The sequence below is a fragment of the Dyadobacter bucti genome (assembly GCF_005869225.1).
Taxonomy (GTDB): domain Bacteria; phylum Bacteroidota; class Bacteroidia; order Cytophagales; family Spirosomataceae; genus Dyadobacter; species Dyadobacter bucti.
On the sequence record NZ_SWFP01000022.1, the window covers coordinates 16,925 to 30,650 of the forward strand.

15 protein-coding genes are annotated in these 13,726 nt (G+C 44.6%); 10 read left to right on the forward strand and 5 right to left on the reverse strand.

Going from position 1 to position 13,726, the window contains the following annotated elements; translation table 11 throughout:
• Positions 1-5 precede the first annotated feature (5 nt).
• The 5 genes from FBF61_RS35225 to FBF61_RS33435 form a co-directional block, all read right to left on the reverse strand.
• The gene (locus tag FBF61_RS35225; RefSeq protein ID WP_138485336.1) at positions 6-215 is read right to left on the reverse strand and encodes a GDCCVxC domain-containing (seleno)protein; all 210 of its coding nucleotides are present in this window, start codon (positions 213-215) and stop codon (positions 6-8) included.
• 1 nt (position 216) lies between these two features.
• Positions 217-807 (reverse strand): mercuric transport protein MerTP, encoded by a 591-nt coding sequence (gene merTP / locus FBF61_RS33420; protein WP_138485337.1) that lies wholly within the window; start codon positions 805-807, stop codon positions 217-219.
• 10 nt (positions 808-817) lie between these two features.
• Entirely contained in the window at positions 818-1,210 is a 393-nt protein-coding gene (locus tag FBF61_RS33425) for an ArsR/SmtB family transcription factor (protein WP_138485338.1), read from the reverse strand.
• Positions 1,211-1,528: 318 nt separating this feature from the next.
• Positions 1,529-1,870 carry a DUF6799 domain-containing protein gene (locus FBF61_RS33430; RefSeq protein ID WP_138485339.1) on the reverse strand — a complete coding sequence of 114 codons (342 nt, stop codon included), beginning with the start codon at positions 1,868-1,870 and terminating at the stop codon, positions 1,529-1,531.
• 72 nt (positions 1,871-1,942) lie between these two features.
• On the reverse strand, positions 1,943-2,761 hold the full coding sequence (locus tag FBF61_RS33435) for a sialidase family protein (protein ID WP_166444694.1): 819 nt from the start codon (positions 2,759-2,761) through the stop codon (positions 1,943-1,945).
• A gap of 469 nt (positions 2,762-3,230) precedes the next feature.
• Here FBF61_RS33435 and FBF61_RS33440 point away from each other — a divergent pair, with 469 nt between their 5' ends.
• From FBF61_RS33440 to FBF61_RS33485, 10 genes are all read left to right on the forward strand, one after another.
• Positions 3,231-3,632 carry an HYC_CC_PP family protein gene (locus FBF61_RS33440; protein ID WP_138485341.1) on the forward strand — a complete coding sequence of 134 codons (402 nt, stop codon included), beginning with the start codon at positions 3,231-3,233 and terminating at the stop codon, positions 3,630-3,632.
• Between the two features lie 107 nt (positions 3,633-3,739).
• Positions 3,740-4,807, forward strand: a complete 1,068-nt coding sequence (locus tag FBF61_RS33445) for a YncE family protein (RefSeq protein WP_138485342.1) — start codon at positions 3,740-3,742, stop codon at positions 4,805-4,807.
• A gap of 33 nt (positions 4,808-4,840) precedes the next feature.
• Positions 4,841-5,389, forward strand: a complete 549-nt coding sequence (locus FBF61_RS33450; protein WP_138485343.1) for a heavy metal-binding domain-containing protein — start codon at positions 4,841-4,843, stop codon at positions 5,387-5,389.
• A 36-nt stretch (positions 5,390-5,425) separates the two neighbouring features.
• Positions 5,426-6,088 (forward strand): DUF2231 domain-containing protein, encoded by a 663-nt coding sequence (locus FBF61_RS33455; protein ID WP_138485344.1) that lies wholly within the window; start codon positions 5,426-5,428, stop codon positions 6,086-6,088.
• Positions 6,089-6,123: 35 nt separating this feature from the next.
• A complete protein-coding gene (locus FBF61_RS35370; RefSeq protein WP_138485345.1) occupies positions 6,124-7,419 on the forward strand; it encodes an efflux RND transporter permease subunit in 1,296 nt (431 codons plus the stop codon).
• Positions 7,416-9,350, forward strand: a complete 1,935-nt coding sequence (locus FBF61_RS35375; RefSeq protein ID WP_138485346.1) for an efflux RND transporter permease subunit — start codon at positions 7,416-7,418, stop codon at positions 9,348-9,350. The genes FBF61_RS35370 and FBF61_RS35375 overlap by 4 nt, the downstream gene beginning before the upstream one ends.
• Positions 9,334-10,590 (forward strand): TolC family protein, encoded by a 1,257-nt coding sequence (locus tag FBF61_RS33470; protein ID WP_205748356.1) that lies wholly within the window; start codon positions 9,334-9,336, stop codon positions 10,588-10,590. The genes FBF61_RS35375 and FBF61_RS33470 overlap by 17 nt, the downstream gene beginning before the upstream one ends.
• Positions 10,568-11,890 (forward strand): heavy metal-binding domain-containing protein, encoded by a 1,323-nt coding sequence (locus FBF61_RS33475; RefSeq protein WP_138485348.1) that lies wholly within the window; start codon positions 10,568-10,570, stop codon positions 11,888-11,890. The genes FBF61_RS33470 and FBF61_RS33475 overlap by 23 nt, the downstream gene beginning before the upstream one ends.
• A 4-nt stretch (positions 11,891-11,894) precedes the next feature.
• Positions 11,895-13,112 (forward strand): efflux RND transporter periplasmic adaptor subunit, encoded by a 1,218-nt coding sequence (locus FBF61_RS33480; RefSeq protein ID WP_138485349.1) that lies wholly within the window; start codon positions 11,895-11,897, stop codon positions 13,110-13,112.
• Between the two features lie 32 nt (positions 13,113-13,144).
• On the forward strand, positions 13,145-13,708 hold the full coding sequence (locus FBF61_RS33485) for a DUF3347 domain-containing protein (RefSeq protein WP_138485350.1): 564 nt from the start codon (positions 13,145-13,147) through the stop codon (positions 13,706-13,708).
• Positions 13,709-13,726 lie beyond the last annotated feature (18 nt).

Sequence of the window (13,726 nt, forward strand, 5' to 3'; positions counted from 1 at the left end):
TGGGCTTAATGACAACAGCTTCTTTGCTCCTGGATAGGCGGGCACTTCTGAGATCCATATGAACAGAAAACACAGCAATCGCCGGTCAAAGGCTTCAACACGAGCTTACAAGAGCTGCACTCATAAAAATACATGCATGCGTCTGTTGGCATAATTTCTGTTTGCAGATGCCCACAATTCGGGCATGTAATAACAGATTCAAGTATTGCGACCATTTTAAAGTGTTTTTGTGGCTGTTACTTTGTACCCAGTCGCATCGACCGCTTTTTTAATATCAGCAATTGAGGTTTTCTTACTATCAAATTTGACGGTGGCCGCCCCTTTCTGGTAAGAAACGTCAACTGTCGATACACCCTTTAATTTAGCAACCTCCTTTTTGATATGATGCTCGCAGCTTTCGCAAGACATCCCTTTGATAGTTACATAGGCAACCTTTTGCGTCCCCTGTTGTGCAGGTTGTAAAACTTGCAGGCCATTCTCTTGGTATAGCAGTTTTGAATAAGATGGGAAGGTTAACAATAGTAACGCCATTCCTGTTACTATTCCTAAAAACCCTTTTGTTTGCCAAAAGAAGGTTCTGTTTGTGTCGCAAGCGCAGTCTTTCATTTTATTGGATTTAAATTGTTCATACCAGGCCCAACCTAATGCCCCAATCGTCAGAGCAATGCTATAAGGACGAAAGGATTCAAGCCACGCGAATCCACTCGCCGAGCCAGAAGTACCTAGAATTACAGCTAACAGCGGAATTGTGCAGCAGAGCGAAGAAGCAAATGCGGTGAAAAGCCCAATCAATCCTGTCGTTTTCATAGTTTAATTTTTAATTCAGGCTAACCGCTAGCTCTGACGACTTTTGTAAAGTGGTGAGATGTGCTAAAATCGAATTCAAAATATCCAAGGATTCTTCCCGAAGGGAATAAAACACGGTTTGCCCGACCTTTCTGGCCTGAATCAGTTGTGCATCTTTAAGCTTACGTAAGTGCTGGGAAACGGCCGGAATACTCATGCCTAAAATATCGGATAGATCACAGACACATAGATTGTTCTCTTCCCGCAAGAGATAAATGATCTTCAAACGGTTTTCATTTCCTGCCAAGTCCATCACCTGGGCCAATCGCGAAAAGAATGGCTGAAATTCATTTATGGTTTCTGTGTACTGCTGGATTTTTTCTTGATCTTCAAAAATCCGGACACAACTTTGCTGATTGCTCATTTACATCATTTAGACTGCTAAGATACGGAGTAATTAAGTATTTAAGCAAATAATTAAATACGGTTTTAATTCTTAACCTTCCTTGTATGATGCAACTGCTATAAAGCCTTGTCACCGCTTTTCTAAATCATAGGCAACTGTTTTAACCCTATCGGGTTTTACTTTTCACACTGTATAACATTATAATATGTAACCTATTTCCGTGAACCACATTATTATGCAACAACTATGAAATACGGGCAATACGTAAAAATGCTCCGCTGTATAACCATAATCAGGTGTACAACGGAGCATTCATTTATCGAAATGAACAGGCATTTACCTGGTTCCTGATTTTTTTGACTTGTGTTTTTTCATGTCCATATCCATCTTACCCATTTTTCCATCCATATCGACCATTTCTCCTTCTTTAAGCGGCTTATTGGTACCGTCCTTCATCATTACGGTGCCATCTTTCATAATCATTGTTCCGTTTTTCAACGTCATATCCTCGGTCATTGCAGTCATCTCACCGCCTTTCATAACCATCATCTTTCCATCGTGCATCATTACACAATCTTTCATAGATGCATGCATCTTGTTCATTTTCTTTTCTTTATCCTGTGCATATACACTAAAAGAAAAAAGAATTGCTACCATTAAGGCAAGTAATTTTTTCATTGTTCTCGGTGGTTAAATTTATAATGGAATGGTGCTCAATAAGTATGCCAATGTATTCTCTTCAATCAGAATTTACAATACAATGGGTTTTACCAAAATCTGTCCATCACGTTCAAAAACACAAAGTGAGGTTTTTTTATCAGCCATCATGGCAAGTTTGGGATATTGACCTTTGCCTATCGAAACGGTTTTTTGCCCATTGGTGGAGCGAAATTGAATAGCCCCATCCTGTTGCCAGGCAATCGCAGGCCCTTTGCCAGTTTGCAAAATTACAGGGGTACGGCCAACTCCCAGTTTTACTTCTGGCTTTTCAGGCTCGGCTACATAGACTTCCAGTTGGCGCCTCCAGACCGTGGTAACTCTCCCATTCTCATCAGCAGCCAAGTCGCCGCCATCCATAGGACAGCCATCAATCATAAAGTCCCCTGTTCCAAGTTTTTGGGCTTTGCCAAAATGCTTGCCGTTGTCCTTAGAGCTGATCAGGTACATGTTTCGGGCCCCATCAAGCTTATTTCGGAACATAACGTACATACTGCCGTTTTGATCAAAAGAAACGGATGGCTTACAGCAGTCACAAATGCCTTTCTGCTCTCCCCGATAGATTAATTGATTTTTCTCCCAGGTTAATCCGCCATCTTTGGAAAGTGACCCATATAGATTATTGTTGCCTAGCCGCGTATCCAGCCAAACAGTATATACATCGTTGCCCTTACCAGCACTTAGCCCAGAAAGAGCTTCTTTGGCGGTTGTATCCGCATCATTGATTTTCACCGGGGCAGACCATTGATTATCTGAATTGGAAAGTCGCATTGCAAATAAATCACCATGATGGTCACCAACTGTAACAACTGTATAGTCATTTGTTGTTGTAATCTGTGGTCCCCTGCCCATCCCAAGGCCCATTTTGGAAAAGCAACCTAACTTGGTAGGCTTGGAAAAGGATTTTCCCCCATCATTTGATGATACAAAATACAGGTCCCGCTGATCCCCATTTTTGACTCCATATACAATCCGGACCGTTCCATTTTGATCAATAGCTATTTCGGGCTGACTTCCTGTCCCAAGATTATACTCCTTTCCAACTTCCGCAGCCCGGGTAACAGCCTTTTGAAAGAACAGAAACATCTGAAGAGCGATCAAGAGCCCTAATTTGCCTAAAAACACGTTCATCGTACCTAATTTTTAATATTTTGATAATCAGCCTTGCGAAAAAGCTCGTTTGAGTTTTGTTTTACTAACTTAGTTAAGATTTAAGGTAAAAGTTGTAAAAGACGGGATATCCAAAAATTATGTAAGGCAAACCAATAATTGTGTAATAAAATACAATATTGTTTTTGGATTTTTGTACTTTATGCCATACATGAAAAAGCTTATTATACTTTTCCTGGCCTTTCTTTACCTTGGTACTGCAACGGGTGTCACACTGACGCTGCATTACTGTATGGGCGAAGTAGTCAATTGGAAGACTACAAAAGCAGACGCAGATCATTGTGAAAATTGTGGCATGGACAAGGGCCAATCCACAAAGAAGGGGTGCTGTAAAGATGAGTTTAAGAAGATAAAGACAGATGATTCGGGGAAACTGGTAGAAGCAGCTTTTAGCACTACTATCGTTTCTGCAGCATTACCGGTCTCGGGCTTTTCCTATCAATTTACAGCAGGCTCATACCCTTCTATTTCAGAAAAACATCCAAGAAGTAATGCCCCTCCCCGAAGTAAACCAGTCCCGGTTTATGTTCTAAACTGCACTTACCTGATTTAAGATTTCCTTTCCCTTCCGTGCCAGGCAACCATACTTGCCCGGTTTTTTGTGCTGTACTCCTGTCAGCGCCTGCTCAATCTTTGTTTCAATTCTTTAAAACACAAATTATGCTACGCATAACCAATGGAGCAATGCTACTGCTTGCTATCACCTCATTTTCTGCCTGCCGTAAACATGTAATGGACGATATGACGATGGAAAAAAACATCGATTACCCTGCTGCCTATGTAGTAAATGGGGAAGATGCTACCGTATCGGTGATCCGTCTATCGGATAACAATGTATCTGAGACGCTTGAACTGATGGACGCATCAGGAAATATGGTAATGTGGCCGCACCATGTTTACCATCTTCAAAGTTTAGGTGAGCACCGACTAACTATTGCTGTACCTGGAATGGATTTGAGCGGTGGGCACGCAGGTGGAATGGCCGGCATGAAAGGGAAAGTAATTGTGATGGATGCAGTAAAGGGAACTGTTGTTAAAAATCTGGAAGTGCCCGTTATGAACCACAATGCGGTATATTCTGCTGATGGAAAAGAAATCTGGACTTCCCAAATGGACATGGAGGGAAAAGTGCTTGTCTACGACGCAGCTACCTACACCTTGAAAAATACAATATCAGTGGGTATGGAGCCAGCAGAAGTGACATTTTCTCCAGACGGTTCCAAGGTCTACGTAGCTAATAGCGGTGATGATAATGTATCGGTTATCAATCCTTCCAGCAAAGCAATAATAGCAACGATCGCGGTTGGCGACAATCCGGTCGCCGCATGGATCGGTTACGACGGAAAAATGTATGTGGACAATGAAGAAGGCCAGAGCATCAGTGTCATTGATGTTGCAACAGATAAGGTTATTCAGACGATCACGCTTGGTTTTATGCCAGGCAGTGCCGCACATCTCGCTAAAAAAGAAGAGCTATGGGTCACCGATCCTGACAATGGAAAGGTGCATTACTGGAAATGGGACGGCGCTATGAAAGAATGGATGCATGGCGGGGTCTTTGGTACCGCGGCTGGCGCACATGCTGTTGGCTTCACTGCTGATGGCAATACGGCTTACGTAACCAATCAAATGGCGCAAAGTGTTTCAGTTATCAATACGCTCAGCCATACTAAGATTAAGGATATCGCTGTCGGCAAAAAACCGAACGGAATCGTATTGAAGCAATAATCAAATATATTTTAACCATAACTAAATAAAACAATGAAACCATTTAAGAAAATACCCGCACTGCTCTTTGTAGCAATCTTTACCTTCCCAGTTATGCTGTTTGCCCAATCCAATTATAAGCAGCCGATGAGCATTGCCAAAGACGGTATGATCACTGATGCAAGCGGGACTACTATCGGCTCGGTTACAAAAGGCAAGATTGTAAAGGACCATCAGGGCCATAAATTAGCATTCGTGGATGGAGAAGGTAATTTGGTTGATGCCCATACGAATAAAAAAATGGGGCGTATGGGTAAAGATGGGAAAACCTATTACAATGCAAACGGTGAGATATACCTAACCGTAAAAGACAAGGATGAAACCTGTGATATTTTTGATGCATCCGGCAAAAAAATCGGAAATGTCCATTCCAGTTATAAAGGTATGGCCTGTGTTTTACATTGCTTTGAGAATGGGCTGGATGCCAGTCATAAAAAGCCAGCTGCTCCATCTACCGTATACGCCTGCCCGATGCACCCGGAAATTACTGGTAAAGAAGGTGATACTTGTTCAAAATGCCATATGAAGCTGGTTAAAAAGTAAGATCTGCGGGACATTCATTTTAACAGATTATTTCTTATGAAGTCAATTACAAAAGTAGCCCTTCTGTTGACATGCTTGTTGCTGGTGAGTGGTACATTATTATTTGCCCACAATGGGAAAAAGCACGGTAAAGCTAAGGTGGACCCAGTTCAGACGGCTACGCCTGCATTGCAACATGAGCATGGTGAACATGATAGCACAGCCATGCAAACGGCTATGAGCACGGCTGATCATCAGCACGGGCTCGGCGAGTTTCCAACATTGCACCCTTTGGTCGTACACTTTCCAATCGTTCTTTTGATTGTTGCAGCACTGTTACAATGGGTAGGCTTGTTTTTTTATAAAAAGGAGATTACAACAGTGGCCTGGGCACTTTTACTGTTTGGCTTTATTGGCGCTTACGCGTCATCGACTTGGTTTCATGCGCATACCGCGCAGCTGGCACCAGCTATTCAAGCTATACTCGAAGAGCATGAGAAGTATGCATCTTACACACAGTGGCTGTCAGGGATAGCCCTGCTGGTACAGTCTGTCAACATATTTTTCCTGAAAAGAAATCTGTGGGTTAACGTTTCCATGGCCATCGTCATGAGTGCAGCCGCATTCTTTGTGGCCTATACCGGTCATCATGGTGCGGAACTGGTCCATAAGCACGGTATTGGGGCAAAAGGCTATTTACTCGAACAACATAATCATTAAATCAGGGCCTGTTAAGGGTAAAATACAGAAATTGTATGGTACATCGCATTATAGAATGGTCGCTACATAACCGGTTCATTGTACTGGTCTTATCGGCAGCACTGCTCATATGGGGCGCGTTTGCCGTTAAGAAGAACCCGATTGATGCCATTCCCGATTTATCGGAGAACCAGGTAATTGTTTTTACCGAGTGGATGGGGCGGGGGCCGCAATTAATTGAAGATCAAATTACGTACCCATTAGTTACCAATCTTCAAGGGCTTCCCAAGATTAAATATGTACGCGGGACTTCCATGTTTGGGATGAGTTTTATCTATGTCATCTTCAATGATGATGTAGACGTATACTGGGGACGTGAGCGCGTTCTGGAGCGGCTGAGTACGGTATCCAGATCGCTGCCAACGGGTGTCAGCCCACAGCTTGGTCCTGATGGAACAGGCGTAGGGCATATCCTTTGGTACACGCTGGATGCCCCTGAAATGGATTTAGGCGAACAGAGGGCTTTGCAGGACTGGTATATCAAATTCGCTTTGCAAAATGTGGAAGGGGTAAGCGAAATTGCTTCCTTTGGTGGTTTCCAGAAACAATACCAAATCACGATAGATCCTAATAAGCTCCTTTACTACCGCTTATCTATACTACAGGTAATGGGCGCGGTCCGCTCGAATAACAATGAATCCGGAGGAAGGAAATTTGAGTTAAGTGATATCGGCTATATCATCAAGACGTCTGGGTACCTCCAATCCATCGAGGAAATTGAGAATATACCAATCAAAAACCAAGGCAGTATACCCATCAGGGTTTCTGATATAGCTTCTGTGCAGATGACGGGTGAAACCCGGCTGGGTATTTTTGACCAGGATGGGGAAGGCGAACGGGTAGGCGGCATTGTAGTGATGCGTTACGGTGAAAATGCAGCAGCTGTCATTGAGAAAGTGAAAGCAAAAATGAGCGAAGCTGCCAAAGGGTTTCCGAAAGGTGTAAAATTTGATATTGTTTATGACCGTGGAGAGCTGATCCAGGAATCGGTTGATTCTATCAAGCACACCTTAATAGAGGAAATGATCGTAGTATCACTGGTGGTAATTATTTTTCTTTTTCACTGGCGCAGTGCACTGAGCATCATCATCCAGATTCCCATTACCCTTGCTGCCAGTTTCATTTTACTGAATGCCTTTGGGATCTCATCCAACATCATGTCCTTAACAGGAATTGCCCTGGCCATCGGCGTGATCGTCGACAACGGCATCATTATGAGCGAAAATGCCTATAAGCATCTTTCTCAGCGGTATGAGCAGTGGCAGCAGGAGCAGAAAACGACATCATTATGAAATGGTTTAAGAAAAGAAAAGATAAACAGCCTCAGTGGATCTCTGAACAGGAGCGTCTGGCCATTATTGAAAAATCAAGTAAGCAGGTATCCCGGGGGGTGTTCTTTGCAACGGTCATTATTATTACCTCGTTTCTTCCCGTATTTATGCTGACAGGGCAGGAAGGTAAGCTATTTCACCCCTTAGCTTATACGAAAACGTTTATTTTGATCGTGGACGCTCTGCTGGTCATTACGCTGGCGCCGGTGTTGATATCTTTTATCATGAAAGGCAAGTTCCGGCCCGATCACGCCAATCCCGTCAACAGGATCCTTGAACGTGTTTATGAGCCAGTAATAAGGGGTGTATTGAAATGGCGTAAAACAACCCTGGCTATCAACATCATGGCACTTTTAATTACCATACCGCTGCTGGCCAGTCTGGGGTCGGAGTTTATGCCGCCGCTGGATGAACAAAGTATCCTTTTTATGCCTATAACGCTACCAGATATATCAAATTCGGAAGCGAAGCGAATCCTGCAAGTTCAGGATAAAATCATTAAATCAGTTCCTGAGGTTGATAAGGTATTGGGTAAGGCGGGAAGGGCAAGTACTGCCACTGACAATTCCCCGATCAGCATGATTGAGACGATCATCAAATTAAAACCAAAGCCACAGTGGCGCGCCGGGATCACAAAAAAAGATATTATCACCGAGCTTGATGCCAAGCTTCAGATACCGGGTGTGATCAATGGCTGGACACAGCCTATTGTCAACCGGATCAATATGCTTTCGACTGGTATCCGTACGGACGTAGGAATAAAAGTCTATGGCCAGAATCTGGACACCATCGCTAATGTATCTGAAAGGGTCAAAAGAACGCTGGAAGGCACAGCAGGTATCAGTGATCTTTACGTAGAGCCGGTAACAGGCGGTAAATATTTGGCTATCAACCCAAGAAGAGAAGATTTAAGCCGCTACGGGCTCAGCGTCGATGATGTAAACCAGGCTGTTGAATTCGCATTAGGAGGCTCTCCGATCGGAAACACGATCGAGGGTAGAAAGCGGTTTTCTATCAGCGTCAGGCTCGCCCAGAATTACCGTAACAGTGTAGAAACCATCAAAAGGCTTCCGTTGATGTCTGCATCCATGGGCGAAGTACCCTTGTCAGCCGTAGCTGATGTCGTCTTCGAGAACGGCCCTCCAATGATCGCTTCGGAGAACGCGATGCTTCGTGGCGCGGTATTGTTCAATGTTCGCGGCCGTGACCTTGGGGGGACTGTCCAGGAAGCTATAGAAAAGATCAGTAAAACAAATGGTGTACTTCCACCGGGTTACTATTTAGAATGGAGCGGGCAGTATGAAAACCTGATCCGTGGACAGCAGACGCTTCTATGGATTGCACCAATCGTGCTGATGATCATTTTCTTTTCCCTGTATTTTGCTTTTCATTCCCTGCGGGAAGCATTTTTAAGCCTGATCACAGTTCCTTTTGCTTTGATTGGCGGGGCTTATATGATTTATTTCTGGGGAGTTAACCTATCGGTAGCAGTAGCAGTGGGCTTCATTGCCCTGTTTGGCATCGCCGTAGAAACCGGTATTGTTATGGTCATCTATCTGAATGATGCCATGCAACAGCTGGTCGCTAAAAAAGGGAATTCTGCTGAATCAATTACCAAAGAGGACCTGCGGGAGTACGTAATCCATGGGGCCGTAAAACGTCTGCGCCCCAAGCTGATGACCGTGTGTGTATCGCTTTTTGGATTGGTGCCCGTACTTTGGGCGAATGGAGTTGGAACGGATGTGATGCAGCCTATTGTGCTGCCGATGATCGGAGGAGTGCTCACATCATCTACGCACATCCTACTGGTAACACCACTGATATTTTTAATGACAAAGGAGTATGAGCTACGTAAATACGGAAAACTGCAAATCCATGATACACAGCACTAGTTACGTAAAATGGTTAATCGTGTTTCTGCTGCCGCTAACTACCTGGGCACAGCAGCTACCGGTACTTAGGCTGGATACGATTTTACAACGCATTGATAACAACAACCTGATGCTTCAGTCTTATGGACTCAAAGCGGACAGTTACAAATATAGCGGTGATGCAGCTACGGCTTGGATGCCACCCATGATAGGATTGGGAACTTTCATGACCCCCTATCCGGGCCAAATGATCATGGAATCCCGAGATAGAGGCAACCTGATGCTGCAGATCGAGCAGGACATCCCTAACCTGGCCAAGCTGAATGCAAAGAGAAGATATATCGCTTCCCAGGGCAATGTGGAAAGGGCCAACCGTGGTATTACCCTTAATAATTATAAAGCCCAGGCAAAACGCCTTTATTTCAACTGGCTTATTGCCCGGCAGCGTGTAGGTGTACTTGAAGAGAATGAGAAAATCATGGTCATGATGAAGAAGATTGAAGAAGTCAGGTATCCCTATAACCAGTCACAACTCGGAGGGGTTTACCGGGCAGAATCGAAAATCCTGGAAAACCAAAATATGATCCGTATGCAGGAAGGTACTATTGGGAAGGCAAAAGGATGGCTGAATAGCCTGATGAATGTAGCTGGCAACCAAGACTTTGAGATTGACACTACGTACACCCCCTCCTTTCGGGCAGCCATGCACTACGATACCACCTCACTTGCTGACGTGCGGATGGATGTCTTTAAAATGAATGAAAGTATACGTTCCATGCAGTTGAATATTGAAAGCATGAAACAACAGAAAAAGCCGGACTTTAAAATCCGCTTTGACCATATGTACCCGCTCGACGCAATGATGCCTAATGCTTACAGCGTGATGGGAATGCTTAGTATCCCTATTGCCCCCTGGTCATCTAAAATGTACAAATCCGATATCAAAGGCATGCAGCTCAGCATCCAAGGAATGCAAAAGGAGCGTTCAGCGATGCTGGTGGAAACCCAGGGCATGCTTTATGGCATGCAATCAGAGATCGAGTCTATGCAGACCAGGGTCAGCACGATGCAAGAAAAAATAATCCCGGCCCTTCAAAAGGCGATGGACGCGTACTTTGCCAATTATCAGGAAAATAAAGCGCAGCTGCCTGTTGTGATAGACGCCTGGGAAGCCTTGACAATGATGCAAATGAATGTGCTTGACGAGAAATTGAAATTGTACGAAATGATCGTGGACTATGAGAAAGAACTATATCGGTAGCCTTTTAACAGTACTGTTATTAGCCAGTGTGCTTTTGATGGGCTGTGAAAATAAATCCGAAAAAAGTGGGCATGTGGCCCACGGGGATACAGAGCTGTATACCTGCCCGATGCACCCACAGGTAATCCAGGAAAAACCAGGGAAGTGCCCGATTTGTGGCATGGACCTGGTGGTAAAAGAAGCAAATAATGAGTTGGTTGTTGACAGTAGCTTCAATGCTTTGTTAAAGCCAGTAAACGCGCAGGTGATTGCCAGCATCCCTGTAATTAATGCGGAAAATGGCATGCGTATTTTTTCTGTACAGGCGCAAGGAGTGGTAACTTATGATAGCCGCAGCCAGGTTTCGCTATCATCACGGGTGGGTGGCCGCATTGAAAGGTTACTGATTAAATATAACTATCAGCCTGTCAGGAAAGGGCAATTGGTAATGGAGGTCTATTCTCCGGACCTGGCATCTGCCCAAAGAGAGCTTTTGATGCTCAGTAGTGACGGGGGCAGCCCGGATTTACTAGAAAAAGCCAAACAGCGCCTGATGCTGCTGGGAATAAGCCTTAGGCAAATCGAAGATATTATCAGGTCAGGAAATGTGTTATATAAGGTACCAGTTTACAGCCCGGCCAACGGATATATCCTGGAACAATCAGCCAGTTTGACACAAGCTAGCGCACCTATGGCTGCACCTTCTGGCAATGGTAGTGCAGCAATGGATGAAATGGGTGGCAGCACAGCTGCTTCATTGACCCCTACTTCACCATCAGCAGTGTCTTCACCAGTGCTACTGCGCCCTGGGCAATATATTACTGCCGGGCAGTCCTTATTTACGATTTATACATCCCAAGGGCTGATTGCAGAATTCGCACTACCGCCAGCAATTTCTTCCCGCATCAAACCAGGGCAAAAGTTGCTCTTTTATACTGGCAATGAGAAGGAAAATATGGTCAGTGGCAAGATTGGGTTGATCCAGCCGGTGCTTCGAAGTGGTGAGAATTTCACCCTGGCTAGGGTCTATCTCACAGGCAAAGACCTGACTCCCGGGCAACTTCTGACCGCAAGTATTCCTATCGTTTTTCAAAATGGGTTATGGCTCGACAAAAAAGCGGTCTGGCAAACCGGTAACAAGGCTATTGTATTCAGGCAACAAGGTAAAGTGCTGCTACCCATGCACGTTAAATCCGGCGCAGTTATAGATGGTATGGTACAGATTCTCTCTGATATCCAGGATTGGAAAGTCGCTTCAAACGTATCCTATCTGATCGACAGTGAGAGCTTTATTAAGGATAACAGTATTGTTGAAAATTAAGGATATGAAAAGAAAAGAATTTTTGAGGCTTGCTACTGTCGCCTCTTTTGCTCCGGGGATGTTTTTGACTGCATGCCAAGATGATAAAAAGAAGCAAGCCGCCACAGCTGGGCAGAAGACTTATACCTGTCCTATGCATCCGCAAATAATCCAGGACAAACCGGGCAGCTGCCCCATATGTGGCATGGACCTGGTCATTTTTGATAAAAGCATTAAGGATGCCGCTATTATATTGGGTGAGAGCCAAATAGCATTGGCCAATATAACGACGATGACAGTTGGCAGCGGCCTTTTGTCGAATTCCAAAAGACTTAATGGCCGCCTTGCTGTGAACCCTGATCAAACCGCTGTTGTATCCAGCCGTGCAGCTGGCCGTATCCAGGTGTTGTATGTCAAAGAAACCGGTGTAGCTGTATTGAAAGGACAGCCGCTTTACAAAATATACTCCGAGCAACTTTCTGCACTTCAGCAGGAATATCTGTTGGCACATGCCCAAGTGCAGCAGTTTCCTGCTGATGCTCGCTTCATAGCTATTGAAAAAGCGGCCCGGCAGAAGCTCCGGTTGTATGACCAAAGTGAAGAAGATATCCAGGGCCTAGCGGCAATGCAGAAGCAAGACCCTTTTATCACCTACAGGGCACCGATGAATGGCACGGTTTCAGAGTTATCAGTAACGGAAGGGCAATATGTGTCTGAGGGCAGCGCGGTGCTGCGCCTTGAAGACTACTCTTCTTTATGGGTCGAAGCCGATATCTATCCAGCAGAAGCGGCAGGCATCCGTACAGGTCAAAAGGTTCAGGTACAGGTTGCAGGCTGGGAAGACAAACCCCAGCAAATAAGGATCGATTTCATCACACCTGCCATTCAGAGTGGAAGCCAGCTGATGCAGGTCCGGGGAACTATTGCTAACCCGGGGAACCGGTGGCAGCCAGGACTGCAAGCTAACATAATCCTGCCAACCAGTGATACAATCAATACAATGACCTTGCCTGTCGATGCGGTGATCCGTGATGCAAAAGGAACGCATGTATGGATCGAAACAAAGCCTGGTACTTTCCAGGCACGCGTGGTTTTAATCGGCATGCAGAATGCCGACCTAGTTGAAATCAAGGAAGGCATTGCTAAAAATGAAAAGGTGGTTGTTACAGGTGCTTATCTTTTATACAGTGAATATGTATTAAAAAAAGGCTCTGACCCAATGGCCCTGCATCAACATGAGTAACCAATTTTTATTAACCATAAATTCTATTTGAGATGAAAAACGTAACCAAATGGGCATTGCCGGTAGTCATAGTAATTATCCTCTCAGCATGCGGCAGTAAAAATGAAGGAAGTAATACCGGTTCCCATCAGGATTCAACGGCCCATGCGCATCATGAAGGCATGGATATGGGTGGACAGCAGCCAGATAAAGTAGTGTTGAAAGATGATAAGCTCAATGCCGTCTACCAGCATTATATACACCTGACAACGGCCCTAATCAATTCAGATACAGCAGAAGCAAAAATTGCTTCAAGTGCCATCGAAGCGGGTATGAACCAGGTCTCACAAGGATCTGCTACCGCTAAAACAGCTTCCCAAATTACAGAAGCCAAAGATATCGACGCCCAAAGGGTTTTGTATTCCACCCTGAGTGACGAATTTATTCCCTTAGTTAAAAAATCTGGATTGAGCAGTGGAGAGCTGTATGTTGATTTTTGCCCGATGGCTAACAAGGATAAGGGCGCTTATTGGCTTTCTGCTCAGAAAGAAATTAAAAATCCATACATGGGAGATAAGATGATTTCTTGTGGAGAAGTAAAAGAGACGGTGAATTAGCCGGGAGATCTAAAGCTG

What these genes read in the sequence shown, in the direction of transcription:
- FBF61_RS33435 (WP_166444694.1), bottom strand. Translation starts at nt 2,761, where the DNA reads ATGGGCAGGGGACCACAGATTACAACAACAAATGACTATACAGTTGTT.
- FBF61_RS33480 (WP_138485349.1), top strand. Translation starts at nt 11,895, where the DNA reads ATGAAAAGAAAAGAATTTTTGAGGCTTGCTACTGTCGCCTCTTTTGCT.
- FBF61_RS33455 (WP_138485344.1), top strand. Translation starts at nt 5,426, where the DNA reads ATGAAGTCAATTACAAAAGTAGCCCTTCTGTTGACATGCTTGTTGCTG.
- FBF61_RS33440 (WP_138485341.1), top strand. Translation starts at nt 3,231, where the DNA reads ATGAAAAAGCTTATTATACTTTTCCTGGCCTTTCTTTACCTTGGTACT.
- FBF61_RS35370 (WP_138485345.1), top strand. Translation starts at nt 6,124, where the DNA reads ATGGTACATCGCATTATAGAATGGTCGCTACATAACCGGTTCATTGTA.
- FBF61_RS35225 (WP_138485336.1), bottom strand. Translation starts at nt 215, where the DNA reads ATGGTCGCAATACTTGAATCTGTTATTACATGCCCGAATTGTGGGCAT.
- FBF61_RS33485 (WP_138485350.1), top strand. Translation starts at nt 13,145, where the DNA reads ATGAAAAACGTAACCAAATGGGCATTGCCGGTAGTCATAGTAATTATC.
- FBF61_RS33445 (WP_138485342.1), top strand. Translation starts at nt 3,740, where the DNA reads ATGCTACGCATAACCAATGGAGCAATGCTACTGCTTGCTATCACCTCA.
- FBF61_RS33450 (WP_138485343.1), top strand. Translation starts at nt 4,841, where the DNA reads ATGAAACCATTTAAGAAAATACCCGCACTGCTCTTTGTAGCAATCTTT.
- FBF61_RS35375 (WP_138485346.1), top strand. Translation starts at nt 7,416, where the DNA reads ATGAAATGGTTTAAGAAAAGAAAAGATAAACAGCCTCAGTGGATCTCT.
- FBF61_RS33470 (WP_205748356.1), top strand. Translation starts at nt 9,334, where the DNA reads ATGATACACAGCACTAGTTACGTAAAATGGTTAATCGTGTTTCTGCTG.
- FBF61_RS33430 (WP_138485339.1), bottom strand. Translation starts at nt 1,870, where the DNA reads ATGAAAAAATTACTTGCCTTAATGGTAGCAATTCTTTTTTCTTTTAGT.
- FBF61_RS33475 (WP_138485348.1), top strand. Translation starts at nt 10,568, where the DNA reads ATGAGAAAGAACTATATCGGTAGCCTTTTAACAGTACTGTTATTAGCC.
- FBF61_RS33425 (WP_138485338.1), bottom strand. Translation starts at nt 1,210, where the DNA reads ATGAGCAATCAGCAAAGTTGTGTCCGGATTTTTGAAGATCAAGAAAAA.
- merTP (WP_138485337.1), bottom strand. Translation starts at nt 807, where the DNA reads ATGAAAACGACAGGATTGATTGGGCTTTTCACCGCATTTGCTTCTTCG.